The organism is Arundinibacter roseus (assembly GCF_004348825.1).
Lineage (GTDB): Bacteria > Bacteroidota > Bacteroidia > Cytophagales > Spirosomataceae > Arundinibacter > Arundinibacter roseus.
In genome coordinates, this window is sequence record NZ_SMJU01000002.1 from 13,114 (window position 1) to 34,010 (window position 20,897).

The window sequence follows — 20,897 nt, forward strand, 5'->3', positions numbered from 1 at the left end:
TGGTATATTTAATTATTGTAAGTAATTGTTTATTAGGCAGTTGTGTGATTTCCGTTGGATAAATCAAGTAGAATTACCTATACAATAAAACTGGAATACGCTCCGATTGAGTCATTTTCCTGCATTTAAAAAAGGCGTGAATTAACTCTAAAACAGAGACTTACCAATCGCTACTTTTGTGGCATTCCCGTACTATACAGCATTGGAAAGTTGATTCAAGGTTAGGTTAAAACAGAAAGCCGGGGAAGGTTTCTTCCCCGGCTTTCTTCATGAAACTCGTGTTCAGGATTGAACGCGCTGTCGAACCACTTCGTACAGAATGACTGACGTAGCTGCCGCAACATTGAGTGACTCAACCTGACCCATCAGCGGAATCCGGACCTTATGATCCGAGAGTTTTAGTAGTTGTTCCGAAATACCGTCTTCTTCCGAGCCCATGATGATGACCGTCGGAACGGTAAAGTCTACCTCATACAAATTGTCCGTGCCTTTTTCGGTACAGGCGACAACCTGTAGGCCGCTGTCGCGGAGGTAATGCAGGGTATCCAAAATGCTTCCCTCGCGGCAAACCGGAAGGTAATTGAGCGCCCCGGATGATGTTTTCATGGCGTCGGCGTTGATTTGCGCTCCACCTTTGAAGGGAACCAACAGCGCCTGCGATCCCGCGCATTCGGCTGTGCGGGCAATTGCTCCAAAGTTTCGCACGTCGGTGACGCGGTCGAGCATCAAAAACAGCGGTGTTTTGCCATCTTCGAATACCTGCGTCAGAACGTTGTGAACGGGTACGTATCGAATGGGCGATACAAAACACAGCACACCCTGATGGTTTTTTCGGGTAAGACGGTTGAGTTTTTCGAGAGGTACCCGGCTCAGGGGCACCTGCAACTCTACGGCTAATTTCTGAATGTCAGGAAAAACCTGATCTTTTTGAATCAGAAGGCGCTCTATTTCTTTCCCTGAACGCAGGGTTTCCAGTACGGATTGAACCCCAAAAACCATGTCGGATTTCGGGATTGAGGGGGTTTTTCTTATCGGATAGCGCCGTTTCTCCATGCTTCTACTACGGGATACCATATCGGCTGATACTCTACATAGCGTACCAGTTCGTAATGATCGTCCACAAATTGATTGGTTCGTTTGTTAAATGTAAAATTGACGTTGGTTGCATTGCCCCGTTGATCGTAGACCCATACTTCCTTTTCTTTACTTCTTTGTACTTTATCGGGTGGTCCCAGAACGATATAAATCATTCCTTTATCGGTTTTCCAGCCTTCTTTATAGGTAGTAAACAGCCGATTGGCGTCTTCTACCCGTGTGTAAAAGTTTCTGATGATTTGCTGTGCCAGTTCCGGGTTTCCGTTCATGAGCGATAGCCAATATTTGTCCAATGCTTTTTTGCTATCACGAGCTTCCTGCAACTCTTTGATTTCCTGATTGGTACTCATGTACATAAGTGGTTCTACCAGTTGCTCGGGATAGGTCATTTTGGGGAATCGGTCGTTTTTAACCAGAATCCCGAGACCGTCCGTACGCGTCGTGTCAGACAAAAGATAGTACAATCCTTCCTGAGTAAAACGCATGGACTGACCACTCTGAATGGTAAACGAACTATCAATTTTCAAGGATTTTGCACCCGAGCGCGGCACGGTATTCATGGGCGATGCTGCGGCGTCGAAAGAATCTTTGTAATAGTACACCTGCAGCGGAGCGTTCCTGCCATTCAGCGAGCTAATTTTTATTTCCTCCTGATTAGTCACAAAATGCCGACGCAACGGCACTTGCTGCTGCCCCGGAAAAATTCCGAACCGATCGCTGTCGCGGGCACCGCCAAAGCGTACGGCAAGATCATTCAATACTTTTTTCAGCGTTCCGGTCTGACTGATTTCCATAAGCAGCACACCGGCATCTTTGGCAGGTTTTTTCAGGTCAAACTGAGCCACAATCTGATTGTCAACCCGCGAAAGTTCCTGCGCCACGAGGGGCACATTGCCATAGGCAAGGCGGTCGCGAGTGCCGTAATCTGAGTACATCACGTAGTTAAGATTATACAACGAGCTGAATTCTTCCAGGCTCAGGGGTTCATCACCTTTAATTACATCAATGTAAACAAAAACCCGAATTTGGGTAGAGTCTTTGGCCAGGAAAGTGCTCGTTACACCAATCAGCGTAGGGTCGTTGCCAGCAGGTACCTGATTTTGCGGAGCGGAAGCGGCCTGTGTATTGGAGCTGCGCGAAGCCTGCCGGGGCGTATTGCAGGCGGCAAGGCTCAGGAGCGCAATCGTAAATCCGAGAATATAAAGTTGTGCTTTCATATAATTTTTCCTTCGTATCTTCAAATAACGAAGGAAGACGTCGATTTACCCAATTCAGGTCTAAAAAATGTTCAGCTTTCTTTTTTACTACTTCTGTTGGCGTTTTTGATTTGGCCTTCGATCGTGTCCCACTGCTCGCCTGTTACTTCATTCAGAAAGTTAAATTGCCCCGCAGCCAGTACTTCGCCGCCATCCAGGGTAATGACTTCACCTGTGACGTAGGCCGAAAAATCGGACATCAGGTAGGCCGCTAAGTTAGCCAATTCCTGATGATCGCCCACCCTTTTTAACGGAATCCGGTTTTCAAAAGCGAATTTTTCGGCAAGTTCTGCCGGGAAAAGCCTATCCCAGGCACCTTTGGTAGGGAAAGGCCCCGGTGCAATGGCATTGAGCCGAATGCCATGCGTGGCCCATTCAAAGGCTAGCGATTTGGTCATAGCCAGCACACCTGCCTTGGCCATCGCCGACGGAACGACCCATCCTGACCCGGTCCAGGCGTAGGTTGTCGAAATGTTCAGGACCGTTCCTTTGATCTCTTTTTCAATCCAGTACTTACCCAGCGCGAGGGTGAAATAGTAGGTTCCTCTCAGCACAATATCCACGATTACATCAATGGCCTTGTAGCTGAGCCGTTCGGTGGGACTGATAAAGTTTCCTGCCGAATTATTGACCAGACCATGTACCGCACCAAAACGGGCAATTGCCTCGGCAATCACCTGTTCGATCTGTTCCGGCTTGCGAACGTCGCAGGCTACGGCCAATACCGATCCGCCGGTGGTCTGTTCCAGGTCGAGTGCTGCCTCGTCGAGTACATCTTTGCGACGGCTGCAAATCACGACGTTTGCCCCAAGTTTGAGAAAGTACGTAGCCATGGATTTGCCAAGGCCCGTGCCGCCGCCAGTTACTATGATTGTTTTTCCACGCAACGCATCGTCACGCAGCATTCCTTGTGTATGGTTCATATAGTTGATGATTTTTTTCGTGTAGTAATGGGTAGGTAAGGGAAAATTATTGCCAGTTATCCTTCAAATTCGGCCTGTCGTTTTTGAATAGTTGCCTGAAAAGCCTCAGTTAAATCGCTGGAAAGCAGCATAGCGGCGTTCCAGGTGGCCATGTATTCCAGCCCATCGGCGATGCTATGTTCGCGGCTGTGGTTGAGAATATGCTTGGTGCCACGAATCGACAACGGCGACTTGCGGGCAATTTGCCCGGCCAGATTCTGAACTTTGTCCATCAGCGACGCTTGATCAATTTCCGTAGCATTGACCAACCCGATCCGGGCGGCTTCGGGACCCGCCACAGCTCGCCCGGTATAGGCCATTTCGCGCATGATGCCTTCCGGAATCAACCTTGGCAGACGTTGAAGCGTGCCCAAATCGGCTACCATCCCCATGTCTATTTCCCGAATAGTGAAATACGCATCTTCCGTACAAAAACGCATGTCGCAGGCGCTCACAATATCTACGCCGCCGCCGATACAGCCGCCGTGAACGGCCGCAATAACGGGTTTACTGCATTGCTCAATAGCGTTGATGGGGGCCTGTAAAGCAAGAATCAGTTTACGGAGTTGTTCGCGCTTGCGCCCTTCGCAGGAATTTGTGAGCGTAGCTACACTCATGAGGAGTTCGAGGTCTATACCGGAACAAAAATGCTTTCCTTCGCCGCTCAGCACAATTACCCGTACATTTTCGTCTTCATCCAATTGTTCAAAAACCCACTTTAATTCATTCCAGGCCGTTTGGTTGAGCGCATTGGCGCGCTGTGGACGGTTGAACCGAAGATGGGCTACGTGGTTTTCGGTGCTGAGCGTTAAGGTGGTTAGTTCCATAAAAAATGACAGAGGTTTAGACTTTGATAAAAAAGTATGCTTGCATACTATTACAAAGCTATGGAAAATTCCTGAAAAAGACTTTGGTCTTTCCAAAATGAAAAAAAGACGTAAATCCTTTCCACTAAGCCATAAAAACAGCTGGAATTTACCTAAACTTCGCTACCTGCTTTTCGTACGAAGGCAGTGCTTCTTTGGTCGCTTTGGCAAGTGCAAGGGCTGTTTCGGCGGCCTTTTTACCTTCGGCTTTCTTCCCAAGTCGCAGATACGCTTCGGACTGTTCGCGGTACAGTTCGGCTACTTCGGCACGGGCGGGTTGGCCGGGTTTTACCTGTGTCAGGGCACGGTTCACCCATCGTACCAAACTTTCAGCGTAGGATGAATCGGGCGCTTTTTCGTTGAAGAAACGCACTAAATAGGCATAGTCAGGCAAGCCCAATGTACTTGCCGATTGGTAGGCATCAAAGCGGGCAGTTGCCTGAGCTGTGTTTTTCTCGCGCAGGAGAGTTTCTATCTCCTTCAAAATTGTACGCATGGCCACAACCGCCGCAGGTACTCCAAGCGACTCCATTGCCTTTCGCATGTCGATTACTTCCTTAGAAGTTAAATCGTTGGTGCGGTGGCCGTACAGCGTCTGGAAGAGAATTCCTTCGCCGGCCTGCTGTATTTCCCGCACACCGTAGCGGCTGCGGTAGGTATCCAAATGGGTAAAGAAATACTGCGCCATCGGATTTTGGAAATCAGGAATAATTCGTCCCAAAATATAAAATCCTACCTGACTTTCCAGATCGGCAGGTTGCACAAAAAGACGGGCGAGCTCGTTTGAAATTTCCATTAAACGGGCGGTATCGCGGGTAGCTTTGGTATATTTTCCATAATTTATGAGAAAGTCAGGCGTGCGTTCGCCTTGTGCGAATCGGGCGGGGTAGCTGCTTGTTCGAACTGCCGGATTGAGGGCGTTGGTTCCGTGGCGCAGTACTTCTTCAATAAATTCAGGGCGCGTTGGTTTGTCGGATGGCGTAGCCTGATGCAGAAGTTTACCGGAGGCGTCGAAGAAAAAGAAAAGGGGGAATTCGGGAAAGTAAAGTTTTTGCTTATCCTGCAACGATTTCGCAAGCGCAGAGTTGGCTTCGGCTTTGAGGCTCACAAAGGCAGAATTATAAAAATCGCCCACTTTTTTTTCAGTCAGTACGGGTGCCAATGCTTCGCAATGCGGGCAGCCGTTGAGGTAAATTTCCACAAAAACAGCCTTGTTTTGGCTTTTTGCCTGGGCAAGAATTTGTTCAAAACTTCCTGCCTTAAATTGAATACCCTGCGCAGAAACGGATTTAGGAATGGAATGAATCAGGATTATACAAACAGAGAAAAAAAGCAAACGGATCGTTTTGAAATACAATGAAATCATACAGAAAGAGTCGTTGGATGAATGTTTTATACCAAACAAAAATCAGGCAAAAATGCGCTGTAAACCACAAAATGAAGAGAAAAAAGTAATTTGCAAACCCTTTTCCCAAAATGACGTTTGTTTTTTAGTAAACAGAATTATGAAACCTGAAACCTTAGCGCTTCGCAGCACGCACCCGACCGACAACAACGCATCGGCGGTAGTGGCGCCCATATACCTCTCAACTACGTTTGAGCGTAACCAAAACTATGAGCTCCCGCACGGGTTTCTGTATAGCCGGGCCGGAAATCCTAACCGGCAGCAACTGGAACATGCCCTGGCCACGCTGGAAGGCGGAACCGAAGCAATGGCCTTTGCCTCAGGGCAAGCCGCTACGATGAGCTTTTTTCAGGCTCTGAATCCCGGCGATCACGTGCTCGTACCTGACGATGCCTACTACGGAACTCCGGCTTTGTTGCAGGAAGTTTTTACCCGGTGGGGACTTACTTTTTCCAAAATTGATTCAACTGATCCTGGAAAAATTGAGGCGGCTATTCGTCCTGAAACAAAGGTGCTTTGGCTGGAAACTCCTTCCAATCCGCTCGTGAAAGTGGCAGACCTGACCGTTACGGCAGCGCTGGCAAAAACATATGGCCTGTTGACTGTGTGTGACAATACCTGGGCAACGCCCCTGATTCAGCGACCCCTCGACCTGGGCTGCGACGTGGTGATGCACTCAACTACCAAATATCTCAGCGGCCATAGCGATGTGCTGGGAGGAGCGTTAATCTTCAAAGAAAGCAACGAACTTTCGGGACGAATCCGGCAAATTCAAACGCTGGGCGGGGCCGTTGCATCTCCATTTGATTGTTGGCTCACGAGCCGGGGAATAAAAACCCTTGCCGTTCGGATCAAACAGCAATCAGCCAATGCTGCGCAATTGGCCACTTTTCTGGAAACTCACGCAGCGGTGGAGCGTGTACATTATCCGGGGTTACCGTCGCATGCGGGGTACGAAATTGCTCAAAAACAGATGAAGCTACCCGGAGCCATGCTTTCGGTTCAGGTCAAAGGCGGAGCCGCAGAAGCTATTCAATGCATGCAAAAGTTGCAGCTCTTTACTCGCGCCACAAGCCTTGGCGGAGTAGAAAGTCTGATTGAACACCGGGCGTCGGTAGAAGGCCCGGATAGCCTGACTCCGGCCAATCTACTCCGCATTTCGGTGGGGTTGGAACATATCGATGACCTGCTCAACGACCTGACTCAGGCATTGGGTTGAGTGAAGTCACGCACGAGTTCATCGCTTAATTTCCAAAGTTCTTTGGCCAGAAAGGTACTTTGTGCGTCAGTAGATGGTTTTTTGGGTTTTAAATCTTTGAAATATAGTCCGGAAAAAGTCCGGGCTTCGGGCGATGTGGCCAGGTAAATGGTTGTTTGGGCTCCTTCTTGTGGAGATTTAAAAAAAGGCCGGGCCATCCACATCATGAGTTTGGAAATTCCCGAATTATTTGAACCAAAATTGGTTGCAACGCCGCCGGGGTGGAGCGCGTTGGAGGTAATGCCAAATGGTTTTACGCGCTCGGCCAATTCGTTTGAAAACAAGATGTTGGCGAGTTTTGATGTGCCATACGAACCCCAACTGCTGAATTTTTCGGGGCGCACAAGCTGGTCTAGCCGGAATTTGCCAATTCGGTGTGCTTCCGAAGAAACCGTCACGATGCGGGCATCTTTTCCGTTTTTTAGTAAATCAATCAGGCCTTTGGTGAGCAAAAAATGACCCACGTGATTGATGGCAAAGGTTTTTTCGATGCCATTGGGCGAATACTCCAAACGATCCAAAATCAGCCCCGCATTATTTATCAGAACGTCCAATCGGCTATAATTTTGCCGAACGTGAGCGACTGCCTGCTGCACCGACGAAAGATCCGAAAGGTCGCAGGAAACGAAGGCCGTTTCGACAGACGAGCCGATTTCCATTTGAAGTTCGTCCGCTTTTTTGGCATCACGCGCCAGAAAAATCAGGTTATAATTTCGTTTGGCAAGTTCGAGAGCCGTAACTTTTCCGATGCCCGAGGTTGGGCCGGTAATAAGCGCTATTTTTTTCTGCATGATTCGCTATTTTATTAGTGAGTTCTAAACGTTGAGGTGTACATTTTGGTAAAAAGGTTGCTTAATTGAATAAGGAATTAACCCATTCAGAAGCGTTCTGTTTTTTTGATATGCCTTTTAAAAATTTTCGATGAATAACATTTTAGGGTTTATAAAAATTTCAGGCCAACGCATCCTGAATGATTACATTCAGTTGATCTTCGTTAGCAAATAACTTCTGCAAAAGCACCATTTGATTTTGCGCCCGGCGAAGGTTATGCTCAGGGTAGCGGATTGGGTAGTAGACATCTCCATTCAGGAAATCTGCCAGAAACCGGAGGCCCTGCATGTAAACCAAAAACGGCCCGGAAAAGAAAAGGACGTCCTTTTCGGTGGGGGTCAATACGTATTTCATTTCGGACAAATAGCCATTCATTAAGGCTTCGTAATACTCCAAACGGACGCTAATTTTCTCAAAATCAGTACTTTCTTCCGATACCGGGCTCACAAAGGTGCGGATCATATCGCCTACGTCCGAGATTATTTTTCCCGGCATGAGTGTATCCAAATCACACACACAAAGACCTTTTTGAGAAGTAGTGTTTAGCAGCACATTATTAATTTTGGTATCGTGATGCATGAGCCGATCCGGAAAATCCGGATTTCGTAGCAGCACTTGATAGGTATCGACGATAAGTTTACTTCGCAGAAAATATTGGATACATTCCGCGGCTTCCTTTTTTCGGGATTCGGACGATGAATCCAATGCCTGCTGAAATTGTTGATAGCGCCAGGTCAGGTTATGGAAATCGGGGATTGTTGCCTTGAAACCATTCATAGATAAGCCATTCAGATGCCGGGCAAGCAGTCCAAACTGCCGGGCGGCTTCGTAGGCTTGCTCCGGGCTAGTGGCTTCATTGATTGACATTGAGTTGGGAACAAACACTGTCAGGCGCCAGTATTCGCCTGCTTCTACAAACATCTCGTCCCCGGTTAAGGTATGAACCGGTGTTAGGAAAAGGTAGCCCGGTGCGTGGGTTTCAAGGTGTTTGGCTGCCAACGAAAGGTTGTTGGCAATAGCTTCGGGTTTTTGAAAAACCTGCGTATTGATTTTTTGTAAAATATATTTTTCACCCTCAAACGAATGCACCAAAAATGTATGGTTTATGTGTCCTGAACCAAATGGAACAGGTGGCTTGGCCGGTGTAAGACCGAACGCAGCCAACACGGGCAAAAGGGACGAAATATCAAGAGAATGTTCCATAAGAAATTGCTCGTACTAGAATGAAAAAGACGTGATGGTTTTACCGTAAAACCATCACGTCAAAGGCGTAATTTTCCTGTTTTTAATTAGTTACCGGAGCCCTGCATCCTTGGAACTTCCGTAAGAGCCGGGTATACATTATTGTCAGGAACAATATCGGCCAATCGCGACGAAGGATCAATAATGATGCGCTGAATGCTTGTTACGGGACGGTTTATTGAAAAACTGTATTCAGGGTACGTCCAGGGCCAATCGGCCAGAAGCGTGGTTTTGGAATAAAGATTTTCGGTTTTTTCGCCACGCATCATTTCCAGCGGGATATAAAAGTTTTCCTGCGTACCATCCGTGTAGCTTACGACTACGTCAAGCGGCATGGGCATTTTCCCGATTCGTTCCAGCACGACCGCTGTTTTCCCGGCCGTGGGCAACACTTCTTTCACCGCATAATCGATCGTGCGGGTAGTGCCCACCCAGTCTTCCCAGTACCAATCCAGTTCCAGACCCGATTCTTTTTCCATAATTCTTTTCAGATCCGTAGGATTGGGATGTTTGTATTTCCACTCATTAAAATACCGCTTCATGCCCCGATCAAAAACCGATTGGCCGATGATGTAGCTTAGCTGATGCAGAAAAACCCCGCCTTTGGAATAAGCCGCTGTACTGTACGCGCGATTGGTGTTGTAATGATCTGAATGTGTAGTCATGGGTTCTTCCAGACCCGATTCTACCAATCGCTGATACGAAATATACGAGCCGTAATGCGGGTTGTTGCGGGAGGGGAATAATTCTTTAATTACTTCATTTTGAGCATAGGTTGTAAAGCCTTCGTCCATCCAGGCGTACTTGGATTCGTTGCTTCCGAGCAGCATTTGAAACCAGCTGTGGATGGATTCATGCACCGTAACACCTACGAGCGACCGCAGATTTCCCCGGCCTAAAACGAGCGTTGCCATCGGGTATTCCATGCCACCGTCGCCACCCTGAATCACCGAATACTGCTTGTAAGGATAGCGTCCGAAGCGCTCGTTCATGATTTTGAAACAGCGTACGGCATAGGGTTCCATTTCTTTCCAGTAATTCGTAGTATCATCCTGATAAAAGAAATGCAGGTCGAGATCTTTGTCTACCTGCACAATGTCGTGTTTATAGTCAGGATCAGCGGCCCACACAAAATCGTGTACATTGGGCGCAACAAAATGCCAGGTAAGTTTATCGCCTTTTTTGTGAGTAACTGTCTTTTTGCTATATCCATGGCCAATTTTGTCGGGATTTTGGAGGTAGCCCGTAGCCGCAATGACGTAGGAAGCATCCATCGTTATTTTTACATCAAAATCACCCCAAATACCGTAAAACTCGCGGGCAATATACGGATTAGCGTGCCAGCCTTCGTAGTCATACTCGCTCATTTTGGGATACCACTGTGCCATCGAATAGTCGATTCCTTCCTTATTATTGCGGCCCGTGCGGCGAATTTGGAGAGGAACCTGCGCTTCAAACTCCATCTCAAACGTATGCTGCGATTTCGGCATAATCTTCTCATTAAGAGTTACTTCCAAAATCGTGCCTACGACTTCATATTTTACAGCCTTGCCGTTGTGTTTCAGGGATTTTACTTTTTCATAGCCGATTTCGTCCGGAGATAATTTATAAATCCGGTCCATAACCCGCCCGTCGGGGTCTGCAATCGTGCGCGAACGAACGTCCATTTGACTTCCGGGCTGAAAGGCATTGAGGTAGAGGTGATAAAAAACTTTGTGAAGTGTATCCGGCGAATTGTTGGTATAAACCAGCTTTTGAGTACCTGTATACCGATGCGTATTTACATCAAAGTCAACGGACATTTCGTACGCAGCTCGCTGCTGCCACCGATCGGTTTGGGCCATGCCCTGAAAACTCAGGCTCGCAAAAGCAAAAAGAATAAAAAGGTTTTTCATGAATGTGTTTAAAATAATCTGCTAAAATTCAAAAATAGCTAAACTCGTTGTTATACCATCTAATTTTGATGTTTTACTGACTTTTTTCATTAAATGCTCCTGTAAAATGTCCATTTGACAAGAAAGGAAAGTTTTTTGATGCACCGGAAATCCTGTTTTCTTCTCTAATTTTACCAAACACTTCCGGCTGTTTTTCATCACCGGATCATTTCCAGCTATAACCCAAAAATTTCCTGCAAAACTATGAATCGCCTTTTACTCGTATTTTTCTGGCTGCTTACACAGTCGTTGGCCGGGGCTCAGCCGCAGTCGGATGAAGCTTACATCAAAGAAAATTATACCAAAAAAATCTATGACATTCCGATGCGCGACGGCGTTAAGCTGCATACCATTTTGTATGTGCCCAAAAATGCCTCCGCCACTGCTGCCTATCCATTTATGATGCAGCGTACCTGTTACAGCATTGCTCCTTACGGCCCGGACGCTTATCCGACCCGGCTCGGGCCAAATCCGTTTATGATGCGGGATAAGTACATCTTTGTGTATCAGGACGTTCGGGGTCGATACATGAGTGAAGGTACATGGACGAACATGACGCCCCACATTGCTGATAAAAAAACCAAAAATGACGTGGACGAAGCGTCTGATATGTACGATACGATTGAGTGGCTGCTCAAAAACGTCCCGAACCACAACGGTCGGGTCGGGCAGTGGGGTATTTCGTACCCTGGTTTTTACACCACGGCAAGTGCCCTGAGCGGGCACCCGGCGCTCAAAGCATCCTCGCCACAGGCACCTATATCCGATTTTTTCTTTGATGATTTTCACCACAATGGTGCTTATACACAAGGCTATTACCTGACGTTTCCGGTGTTCGGGATTCAGCATCCCAAGCCTACCACGGAATCATGGTTTAACGATAAGTTTATTCAGGCAAAACCCGACGGCTACACCTTTAATCTGGAACTTGGGCCGTTGAAGAATTTTGACAAATACTACAAGGATAACTTCTTTTGGCAGGAAATGATGGAGCATCCGAATAAGGATGAGTTTTGGCAAAAACGAGACATTTTGCCGCATCTCAAAAATGTAAAACCTGCCTTCATGACCGTTGGCGGATGGTTTGATGCTGAAGATTTGTATGGCCCGCTCAATACCTATAAAACTATTGAGAAAAATAATCCAAAAGCCTATAACACGCTGGTAATGGGGCCGTTTGGCCACGGACGGTGGAGCCGGGAGACGGGTCCAACCTTACACAACGACATTTATTTTGGCGATAGCATCGCCACTTTTTACCAGAAAAACATTGAAACTCAATTCTTTGCTCATTTCCTGAAAGGTGCCGGTGATGGCAAAACCGGGCTGCCGGAGGCCTATTTGTTTAATACCGGAAAAAATGAATGGAGGACGTTTGAGCAGTGGCCTGCGGCTAAGGCAACTAAAAAAATGCTGTATTTTCAGCCAAACGGCAAGTTGAGTTTTGAAAAACCAACGGCTGCCGCTTCGTTTGCCGAGTACGTGAGCGATCCGATGAAACCCGTACCGTATACCGAAGACTATACCCAAATGACGGGCTTTACACCCTTTAACTACATGTCGGAAGATCAGCGCTTTGCCGCCACCCGGCCCGATGTGCTTGTGTTTGCAACCGACGTACTGACCGAAGACCTGACCCTGGGTGGAGAACTAATGGCGATGCTTAATTTTAGTACGACCGGAACGGATGCAGACTTTTTTGTGAAGCTAATTGATGTGTATCCCGACGATGAAAAGAATCATAAGTATCTGACAGACAAAGAAGTGGTGCTGGCCGGCTACCAGCAAATGGTCCGCAGTGAAGTGATGCGCGCGCGGTTTCGGAATAGCTTTTCAAAGCCCGAACCGCTGAAAGCCAACACGCTTACACCGCTGAACTTCCGTTTGCAGGATGTGCTGCACACCTTCAAAAAAGGCCACAAAATCATGGTACAGGTGCAGAGCACGGCCTTCCCGCTTTTTGACCGTAATCCGCAGAAGTACGTCGAGAATATTTACAAAGCCAATGCGGAAGATTTCGTTAAAGCTACGCAACGGATTTTTATGCAGGCCAATGCGGCGAGTGGGTTGGAGGTGGAGGTATTGGAATAGAAAGGGAGTTTAAATTAGAGGTTCTTGCATAGGTAGACTTTTGTGTTTCACTGTGCTTTTACTGGTCACCAATTACATGGAAGAGGAGCTGCGAAAGCACTGAATATATGGAAGATTTTATAGAACTAAATCGCACGTTTAATAAACTAACAGGTGACAAAACCGGTGAGGCCGAGAACGATAATGTAGATATTTCAGAAGGTCTTAGTACACTTTTTAGTGGTAGTGTCGGCTGGGAAGATTTATTAAAAGAACCTCGTCTAATTCTGTTAGCGGAAGCAGGAGCTGGCAAAACACAGGAAATCCGAAACACTACTAAAAAACTAAGATTAGAAGGAAAGCCTGCTTTTTTTCTCCGATTAGAACACATCGCTGATGGGATCGAAACTGCTCTTGAGGATGGGACGTACCAAGAGTTCGAAAAATGGCTTAATTCAAATCAAAAAGGTTGGATTCTGCTTGACTCAGTTGATGAAGCAAGACTCAAAGATCCTAAAGACTTTGAGCGGGCGATAATAAAACTTGCCAATCTCATATCACCAGCGATTCAAAGAACCCATATTATTATAACTTCGAGAGTCACTGCTTGGCGGCCAAAGTCCGATTTAGACTTGTGTAAAAATAGGTTTCCATACATAATTAACAGCGAAAAGATAATATTATCCTCTCCTGATGAGGTAGATACTGTCGATCATGAAGATGTTGTTTCGGCTAATTTTCTAAAAAATGGGTCAGTAGATCACTCTGAATCAAATGAAAACAAAAAAGAAAAAGTTTTCAAAATTTATACAATTAATGATCTCTCAAAGGAGCAGATAAGGCTCTTTGTAAGTGCTAAGGGTATCAGAAATGATTCGACCTTATTGGAGGAAATTGATAGACAAGATGCGTGGGCCTTTACTACACGGCCCCAAGATTTAGAGGAGGTTATAGAATATTGGAAAGAGAAAAAATCGATTGGAACTCGTTTAGAGTTGATGAAATACAGCATCGACAGTAGAATTAGGGAAAGAGAGGAAAATCGAAAAACTTACAGTCCACTTACAGCACCGAAGGCGCGAGATGGAGTAAGGGTGCTTGCTGCTGCATGTTCATTGATGCACGAGTCTACGATTAGGGTGCCCGACGGTTCAAATTTATCCCCAGGTGTTGACGTGGAATCTATTCTAATTGATGATCGTCACAATTGGGCCAGGGCAGAATGCCAGGCTCTACTGAGTCTTCCCATTTTCGATGAAGCAATTTATGGTTGTGTTCGCTTTCATCATAGGTCAGTAAGAGAGTACTTAACTGCCGAATGGCTTGCCGAAAAACTTAAAGGACAAGGTTCCCGAAAAAAGATTGAGGGTCTGTTTTTCCGAAAGCAATATGGAATGGATGTAGTTATACCCTCGATGAAGCCAATTCTATCTTGGTTGGTTCTTTTGGATCAGAGTATTCTGGATAAAGTTTATAAACTTGAGCCAGAGATAATTTTGAATGGCGGAGACCCAAGTAAACTACCCCTCGATTTCAGAAAGAACATTTTACGCTCTGTTTGTGAAAACATAGCAACTGGAATAGCTAACAGCTCGATTGATGAACAAGCATCTCTGGAACGATTCTCTTCCAGGGATTTGGCAGGAGAAATAAAATGCCTGATCGAGAAGTACAAAGCAAATCAAGATGTGGTATCTTATCTGTTACGCATGGTGTTGAAGGGACATATGAGCGAGGTTATACCAGAAGTTAAGCCTTTTGCCTTGAATTCAGAGCCCAATAATTATTGTAGAAGTAGTGCAATTAGAGTAGTAGAAGCAATCGGATCAGCAGGAGATTTTCAGGATTTAGCGGATACTTACCTGTCTGATCCTAAACCTTATGACAGAATTTCACTATCCGCATTAATTAGCGGGCTGAAAAGTACAAAAGAAAATATAGGTTGGATAGTATCTGCATTAGAAGATATCCAACCCAAAGAAAAGTATGGATATGATGGCTTGCATTATTCACTGATCAACTTTGTTCAGCGTTCGGATGAAGCTCTTCTACTCAATTTGATTAAGGGTTTTGACAAATTTTTACGTTGCGAACCAGTAATCGAGCGTCTTGACATTGATGTTTCGCAAAAATTTAGCTGGCTAATGCCGATTAGTCTCAAAGCTGTCGAAAAATTGGTTCTGACTAAAAATTCGAATGCATTATGTCCAGAGTCAATGTATGTTCTATCTCGAATCATCGCTTTTGAAAAGTATGGAGATAGTAGATCCGAATTGATCAATCATGATCTGATCAAGCTTGTTCCCGAATGGAAGGAATTGAATTATCGATTGTTTTGGTATGATGTCGAGAGGACAAGGTATCGCTTAGCTAAAGAAGAAAATGGACCGCTAAAAGATTTTTGGCATGTTTCAATATATGGTCATTATTGGAAATTTGATGAAAATGACTTCGATTATTTGATTGCAGAAATATTAAACAGGGTACTTCTGGATGATAAACATATTGCTCTGTCACTTGCATTCAAACTGTATAGAGAAAATAGCCGACCTAAAAAGTGGTTATCTGCTCTAAAAAAAGCGGTAGGTAAAGAGAATGAACTCAGAGACACCCTTGATAGTATGCTACAACCGCCGAAGCAATCCGAGAAATTGAAAAAAGCGTTACGACAGAACGCTCGGTGGAAAAAAGGAAATGAGCAGAGGAATAAAAAAAATACGGAGAACCATATCAAATCGATAAAATGGCTGAATGAAAACTATGAGTCATTGCGTAACCCTGGCTTAGAAAAAGGAAAGGTGTCCAATGGTCAGGCGTATATATTCAATCGAATCAGAGAAAAGAACGGAGCAGTGACGTCGCGGTTAGCTACTGGAAACTGGGATGACGTAATTGAAGAGTATGGACTTAACGTTGCTGAAGCGTACAGAGATGGGCTTTTAAACTTTTGGAGAACTTATACTCCTGCTCTTCGCTCAGAACACGATCATGGCAGCAGTATTCCATATGCACTAGTATTTGGCCTGTCTGGGGTTGAGGCCGAAATTAATGCTGGTGGGCTAGAAAAATTTAGTGAGGCGGATGCTGAGTTAGCGTGTAGATACGCAATCCACGAGTCAAATGGCTTCCCCAGCTGGTTTTATCAATTGTGTGTAAGATTCCCAGATACTATATATGATATCATTCTTGCTGAAATTGAATGGGAGATTAGCTCTAAGGAGTCGATAATTCACGTGCTAAGTAGTGTGAGTTGGAGTTACGAATGGCTATGGGATAGATTAGGACCGAAACTATTACCTCTTTTAGAGAAAGCGCTTCCAAACGGAGAGAATTTGCTTTATGCTTTGAAAATAATTCAAGGTAGTTTCACGGTATCAAATTCAGATTTAGCTAATCTCGCAGCTAGAAAATGTAAATCCGCCATTTCTCTTGAAAATCTAGGCTATTGGTTTTCCACTTGGATTGGCGTCGATCCAGATCCTGCAATACATAGACTGACTTCTCATTTGAAGAAACTTCTTCTGGAGGACAAGGAAGCCGCAAAAAATCTCGCAATGAAGGTAGTGGTCTGCTTGGCAGGAGAGAAACGTTACCAGTTAAGGACTCGTGAGAATTTCAAGACGCCTTATTACTTAAAGCAACTCTTCCTGTTGATTCATACCTATGTAAGAACAGAAGAAGACATTGATCGGTCAAATACGGGAGTCTACTCACCAGGGCTTCGTGACTATGCTCAAGAGGCTCGAAGTACTTTATTTTCTATGTTAAAGGGAATGTCTGGAAAGGACACCTTCCTAGCTTTGATTGAATTTTCAGAAACACACCCTCTTGTCTCTCATCGCTCGTGGATGAAACGTTATGCAAAAGAAAGGGCCGAATTAGATGCTGAAACTTCTCCATGGACTGCTGAAAAAGTGATCGAGTTTAATAGGACTTTGGAAAGTACCCCATCCAATCATAGAGAATTATTTGAACTGTGTGTTCAACGGTTTGAAGATCTAAAACATCAATTAGAGGAAGGTGACGACAGTATAGCTTCTACATTGAGGAAGGAGCGTAAAGAGACAGGGATTAGGACAGTAATTGCAAATTGGTCAAGAGATCGGGCGGTCGGAAAATATATAGTTGTGCAGGAAGAGGAACTAGCAGATGCTAAAAGGCCAGACCTACGTTTCTACGGTACGCTTGGTTCATCCAATGAACCCGTCCCTGTGGAGTTAAAGTTGGCAGACAATAATTGGGGTGGAGTAAAACTCTTTGAACGACTTGAAAATCAGTTATGCGGCGATTATCTGCGAGATGGTCGTTCCAACTTTGGTATTTTTATATTGGTGTATCGTGGCGAACAAAAAGGCTGGAATATTCCAAATGGTAAATCGAGAGCGACTTTTTCAGAACTTGTCGAGGCCCTTCAAGGTCACTGGGAAACAATTTCTTATAAATTTCCAAAAGTTGAGCAAATTAGTGTGATCGGTATCGACCTGACTAAGCGCGAAAATAGAGTAAATCATTTGTCTGGATCAGGAAAGCAGTTTAATTACTAATTTCTGTATTATGAAAAAACGCTACTTACTTCTCTTCTTGCTTATCCCTAGTATAAACCTTGCCCAAAACGCCTTCCAACTCACGGGTTACGTTCGCGATACCGCTGCCCGTCCGCTGGCGGGGGCGTCGGTACAAGTACTGAATGTGGGCTACGGTGCTACCACCGATTCGCTGGGGTTTTACACTATAAAGGTACCTAAGGGTCTGCAGACGATTCAGTTTTCGTCGGCGGGCTACGAACCGCAGCAACGCAGCCTGACGGTTCGGGCTAACGACACGATGAGTGTCCGGCTGGCCGAGCGCGTCACACTGCTGCGCAAGGCCATTGTCACGGGAAAGCAGCCGGGGCAGCAGGTACTGAGTACTGCCGTGGGACTGACGACGCTTTCCATCAGGACATTGCGGACTCTTCCTACGCTGCTGCACGGATTGCTGGAATATTGTTAGCAGTGCGGGCAACATCCTTATTGCCTCAGACCGGTTGGTAAATGGACGGAAACTAAAAAGTAGCCGAAGTCCCTAACGACGACACTGAGCCCTATTATTTGCGCATCGGGCAACAATCTATGAGCCGGGGAGCCTATCAATATTGGCAGGCTATTCAGAATATTACCTCCAATGTTGGCAGCGTGTTTGATGTAGCTCCCGCTACCTTTACCAGCAACTTGCACAACGCTTCGCCAACTGGCCCGCCTCTGCTTGGGTTCTTTCAGGTATCAGCCCGGTTGGAAAAGGTTGTGTATATCAACCGGCTTCGTGCGCCACTTAGGCCGTTCGTCAATGTGGAGTATCCATACTGGAATATATGCGAGCCTTGTACGGAAAGCTTGTACCGTACTGCCTTACGTCCGGTAGGGTGGCAATGAACAGAAAATTCTGGCTTCACAAATTATTAATACGTAGAAATAAGATACTTTGCGTTTCTACGCGTATTTTCGTTAGTATTTAACCTTCCCGCTCTTTGTGAAAAAGAACCCCGAACTCTACACTACCTTTCTTGGCGCCGTAGCGGCTTTTTGTACCTATACCAGCATGTATGGCTTTCGCAAAGGAATCACTGCGGTGCAGTTTGAGGGCATTGCCTTTGCGGGCATTGATTATAAAATATGGCTGATTACGGCGCAGGTGCTGGGTTACGCCGTTTCCAAAGGTATCGGTGTAAAAGTAGTATCAGAAATGAAGCCACACCAACGCCCACTTTACGTGCTGGGGCTCATTCTGTTTGCGGAGCTGGCGCTGCTGGGCTTTGCGGTGATTCCGGCTCCTTATAATATCGTATTTCTATTTCTAAACGGGCTTCCTTTGGGAATGGTGTACGGCACGGTTTTAGGATTTCTGGAAGGAAGAAAACAAACCGAAATCCTGATTTCCGCGCTTACCGCTTCCTTTATTTTTGCCTCAGGACTAGTCAAAACCGTCAGTTTGTTGCTTATGCAGCAGGGGGGCGTTACCGAGTTGTGGGCTCCTTTTATGACCGGCTTGCTCTTTGTGGTTCCGCTTTTGCTGTCGGTTTGGGGTCTAGCCCGACTGCCGGCGCCTTCTCAAATCGACAAAGACCTGCGCACCGAGCGGCTTCCCATGGACCGCGCCGACCGCAAACGTTTTCTGAATACATTTCCGACCGGGCTTACGCTGCTCATCATTTCCTACGTTTTGCTTTCGGCCTTCCGCGACTTTCGCGACAACTTTGGGCCGGAAATTCTGAAAGGCGCTGCCGTAGGTAATCCCGCAATTTTTGCACAAACCGAAACACTTATTGCCGTTATAATCCTTGTACTAATGGCTGGCTTGCGCTGGGTAGACAATCATTTTCGGGCATTTACGCTCATCAATTTGCTTATGGCGGCAGGCGCTTTGGTGGTAGGTCTGAGCACATGGCTCTATCAACTGGGCCTGCTGACGCCCGGCCCGTGGTTTATGCTCACCGGCCTGGGCATGTACATGGCCTATGTGCCTTGCAACGGATTGTATTTTGAGCGTTTGGTGGCTGCTTTTCGCTACGTCAGTACGGTTGGTTTTATTGTTACTCTGGCCGACTGGTATGGGTATTTGGGTAGTGTTGCGGTTTTGATGTACAAAAATTTCGGTCAGCCGGGCATCAGTTTTCAGGAGTTCTTTGTGTACGGTTGCTACGGTCTGAGTGGTGCGTATTTACTTTTGACGTTATTTTCCTATGGCTATTTTCGCCGAAAAATAGGTGCCATTGAACCGCATCCTTCTATTTCAATTTCTGAAATACGAGCCTGATTATTTTACGGCATTCCCAAACCATTTTTGACAATTAACTTCGGCAAATCCCAGGCTCGACGTCATTCCTTTGCCGCCAATACCCGTCAGAATATGCAGCCGGGGCGCGGGTTCGTGTTCGTAAAGCTCATCGGGATGCTGCGCATAGTAGCCGGCCCACGTTCGGGTCAGATCCCGGACCGGGAAGTTGACAATTCGTTCGGCTTCGGCGAGCATCAATTCATTGAGATAATTATTTAGGTCAAAACCCAAATCATCGGTTTGGGTTGCAGAGGCGTACTCGTGCGAGTCGCCAATAATGATAGAGCCGTCGGTGGCTTGTTTAAACAATAGATGAATGCCCCATTTTTTAAGTTCTGCATAATGTTCCGGAACGGACAGTTTTGAAAACGACGGGCATTCTTCAAAGGACTCGTAGCGGCGGATCGTCAGACCTGTCAGTACATTTGCGTTCATTTTTACGGTTTCAAGTGTCCTGGTCTGCATCATTTGCAGCTTGCTGACAATCAGTCCGCTTTGGGCGAATTGGTCTGGAAAAAGAAGTTTAAATTCACTTCCATTGCAGATCAACACCCGCTCAGCGAGTATGACTTCTCCCTGCGCAGTTCGGATCGAAATCAAATCACCGGAAGGCTCGCAGGCAACTACCGCTGTATCAGGTTTATACGTAATGCCGTATTTATTTACACCATACGTTAATAAACGGTGAATCATCCGATCGGGCTCTACGCTGAGGTCGTCCGGAAAGTACAGACTCGACTGAACATAGTCGGGACGAAGAAACGGGAATCGATCAAGCGTCTGACGTTTTGAAAGGTGGTCAACCGCATACTCCTTTTGTTTAAACAGGGTAGCTGCTTCTTCACAAATTTGGTGTTCTTCCTCGTCAGATGCTACATAAACAGAGCCTTGCGCCCGAATACTAAGGTCGAATTCCTGCTGAATTTCTTTATAAATTTCAACACTTCTACGGCCATAGGTATGCCAACGCCCCGACAGCCCGGAGGGTACAACTTGTCCAAAATTACGAACCGTGGCACTTTGCGGGCGGTTGTCTTTTTCAAGTAAAACTACTTTTTTGCCCTGACGAGCCGCCATTAATGCATGAGAAGTGCCCAAAACTCCGGCACCAATAACGATAAAATCAACTGGTTTCATGGAATAAGAGTTTTAAAGTAGCGCAACA

Annotated in this window: 15 protein-coding genes; 6 read left to right on the forward strand and 9 right to left on the reverse strand. The window is 46.0% G+C overall.

The genetic code is table 11. The features are described 5' to 3' along the window. Positions 1–282: 282 nt before the first annotated feature. The 5 genes from rlmB to EZE20_RS02660 form a co-directional block, all read right to left on the reverse strand. Positions 283–1,053: a 23S rRNA (guanosine(2251)-2'-O)-methyltransferase RlmB gene (gene rlmB, locus EZE20_RS02640; protein ID WP_132114225.1), complete on the reverse strand. Its 771-nt coding sequence runs from the start codon at positions 1,051–1,053 to the stop codon at positions 283–285. After that, the gene (locus EZE20_RS02645) at positions 1,029–2,312 is read right to left on the reverse strand and encodes a GWxTD domain-containing protein (protein WP_132114227.1); all 1,284 of its coding nucleotides are present in this window, start codon (positions 2,310–2,312) and stop codon (positions 1,029–1,031) included. The genes rlmB and EZE20_RS02645 overlap by 25 nt, the downstream gene beginning before the upstream one ends. A gap of 71 nt (positions 2,313–2,383) precedes the next feature. Next, positions 2,384–3,274, reverse strand: a complete 891-nt coding sequence (locus EZE20_RS02650; RefSeq protein ID WP_132114229.1) for an SDR family oxidoreductase — start codon at positions 3,272–3,274, stop codon at positions 2,384–2,386. A gap of 56 nt (positions 3,275–3,330) precedes the next feature. Beyond that, a complete protein-coding gene (locus tag EZE20_RS02655; RefSeq protein WP_132114231.1) occupies positions 3,331–4,140 on the reverse strand; it encodes a crotonase/enoyl-CoA hydratase family protein in 810 nt (269 codons plus the stop codon). Positions 4,141–4,288: 148 nt separating this feature from the next. Next, positions 4,289–5,545, reverse strand: a complete 1,257-nt coding sequence (locus EZE20_RS02660) for a thioredoxin family protein (protein WP_132114233.1) — start codon at positions 5,543–5,545, stop codon at positions 4,289–4,291. A gap of 139 nt (positions 5,546–5,684) precedes the next feature. Between EZE20_RS02660 and EZE20_RS02665 the strand changes: the two genes are divergently transcribed. Then, positions 5,685–6,803, forward strand: a complete 1,119-nt coding sequence (locus EZE20_RS02665) for a trans-sulfuration enzyme family protein (protein ID WP_132114235.1) — start codon at positions 5,685–5,687, stop codon at positions 6,801–6,803. Here EZE20_RS02665 and EZE20_RS02670 read toward each other — a convergent pair. The 3 genes from EZE20_RS02670 to EZE20_RS02680 all read right to left on the reverse strand — a co-directional run bounded on the left by EZE20_RS02670 (position 6,788) and on the right by EZE20_RS02680 (position 10,810). Then, positions 6,788–7,633, reverse strand: coding sequence for an SDR family oxidoreductase (locus tag EZE20_RS02670; RefSeq protein WP_228713506.1), 846 nt, complete (start codon positions 7,631–7,633; stop codon positions 6,788–6,790). The genes EZE20_RS02665 and EZE20_RS02670 overlap by 16 nt on opposite strands. 160 nt (positions 7,634–7,793) lie before the next feature. Continuing rightward, positions 7,794–8,876, reverse strand: coding sequence for a phosphotransferase enzyme family protein (locus EZE20_RS02675; protein WP_132114239.1), 1,083 nt, complete (start codon positions 8,874–8,876; stop codon positions 7,794–7,796). Between the two features lie 86 nt (positions 8,877–8,962). Then, positions 8,963–10,810: a M1 family metallopeptidase gene (locus EZE20_RS02680; RefSeq protein WP_132114241.1), complete on the reverse strand. Its 1,848-nt coding sequence runs from the start codon at positions 10,808–10,810 to the stop codon at positions 8,963–8,965. Positions 10,811–11,053: 243 nt separating this feature from the next. On the opposite strand from EZE20_RS02680, the gene EZE20_RS02685 reads away from it, so the two are divergent. The 5 genes from EZE20_RS02685 (at position 11,054) to EZE20_RS02705 (ending at position 19,711) form a co-directional block, all read left to right on the forward strand. After that, a complete protein-coding gene (locus EZE20_RS02685; RefSeq protein WP_132114243.1) occupies positions 11,054–12,940 on the forward strand; it encodes a CocE/NonD family hydrolase in 1,887 nt (628 codons plus the stop codon). A 107-nt stretch (positions 12,941–13,047) separates the two neighbouring features. Continuing rightward, positions 13,048–17,463 carry an NACHT domain-containing protein gene (locus EZE20_RS02690; protein ID WP_132114245.1) on the forward strand — a complete coding sequence of 1,472 codons (4,416 nt, stop codon included), beginning with the start codon at positions 13,048–13,050 and terminating at the stop codon, positions 17,461–17,463. Positions 17,464–17,473: 10 nt separating this feature from the next. After that, complete coding sequence (locus tag EZE20_RS02695; protein WP_132114247.1) at positions 17,474–17,911, forward strand: carboxypeptidase regulatory-like domain-containing protein; 438 nt, start codon at positions 17,474–17,476, stop codon at positions 17,909–17,911. Positions 17,912–18,009: 98 nt separating this feature from the next. Then, positions 18,010–18,330 (forward strand): DUF4249 domain-containing protein, encoded by a 321-nt coding sequence (locus EZE20_RS02700; RefSeq protein WP_132114249.1) that lies wholly within the window; start codon positions 18,010–18,012, stop codon positions 18,328–18,330. Positions 18,331–18,427: 97 nt separating this feature from the next. After that, complete coding sequence (locus EZE20_RS02705; protein ID WP_132114251.1) at positions 18,428–19,711, forward strand: DUF5690 family protein; 1,284 nt, start codon at positions 18,428–18,430, stop codon at positions 19,709–19,711. Here EZE20_RS02705 and EZE20_RS02710 read toward each other — a convergent pair whose 3' ends face one another. Then, positions 19,712–20,869, reverse strand: a complete 1,158-nt coding sequence (locus tag EZE20_RS02710; protein WP_132114253.1) for a TIGR03364 family FAD-dependent oxidoreductase — start codon at positions 20,867–20,869, stop codon at positions 19,712–19,714. It lies immediately after the preceding gene. Between the last annotated feature and the right edge of the window lie 28 nt (positions 20,870–20,897).

Bases quoted from the DNA above. Each gene is read 5' to 3' on its own strand.
- rlmB (WP_132114225.1), bottom strand. From the start codon at position 1,053: ATGGAGAAACGGCGCTATCCGATAAGAAAAACCCCCTCAATCCCGAAA.
- EZE20_RS02645 (WP_132114227.1), bottom strand. From the start codon at position 2,312: ATGAAAGCACAACTTTATATTCTCGGATTTACGATTGCGCTCCTGAGC.
- EZE20_RS02650 (WP_132114229.1), bottom strand. From the start codon at position 3,274: ATGAACCATACACAAGGAATGCTGCGTGACGATGCGTTGCGTGGAAAA.
- EZE20_RS02655 (WP_132114231.1), bottom strand. From the start codon at position 4,140: ATGGAACTAACCACCTTAACGCTCAGCACCGAAAACCACGTAGCCCAT.
- EZE20_RS02660 (WP_132114233.1), bottom strand. From the start codon at position 5,545: ATGATTTCATTGTATTTCAAAACGATCCGTTTGCTTTTTTTCTCTGTT.
- EZE20_RS02665 (WP_132114235.1), top strand. From the start codon at position 5,685: ATGAAACCTGAAACCTTAGCGCTTCGCAGCACGCACCCGACCGACAAC.
- EZE20_RS02670 (WP_228713506.1), bottom strand. From the start codon at position 7,633: ATGCAGAAAAAAATAGCGCTTATTACCGGCCCAACCTCGGGCATCGGA.
- EZE20_RS02675 (WP_132114239.1), bottom strand. From the start codon at position 8,876: ATGGAACATTCTCTTGATATTTCGTCCCTTTTGCCCGTGTTGGCTGCG.
- EZE20_RS02680 (WP_132114241.1), bottom strand. From the start codon at position 10,810: ATGAAAAACCTTTTTATTCTTTTTGCTTTTGCGAGCCTGAGTTTTCAG.
- EZE20_RS02685 (WP_132114243.1), top strand. From the start codon at position 11,054: ATGAATCGCCTTTTACTCGTATTTTTCTGGCTGCTTACACAGTCGTTG.
- EZE20_RS02690 (WP_132114245.1), top strand. From the start codon at position 13,048: ATGGAAGATTTTATAGAACTAAATCGCACGTTTAATAAACTAACAGGT.
- EZE20_RS02695 (WP_132114247.1), top strand. From the start codon at position 17,474: ATGAAAAAACGCTACTTACTTCTCTTCTTGCTTATCCCTAGTATAAAC.
- EZE20_RS02710 (WP_132114253.1), bottom strand. From the start codon at position 20,869: ATGAAACCAGTTGATTTTATCGTTATTGGTGCCGGAGTTTTGGGCACT.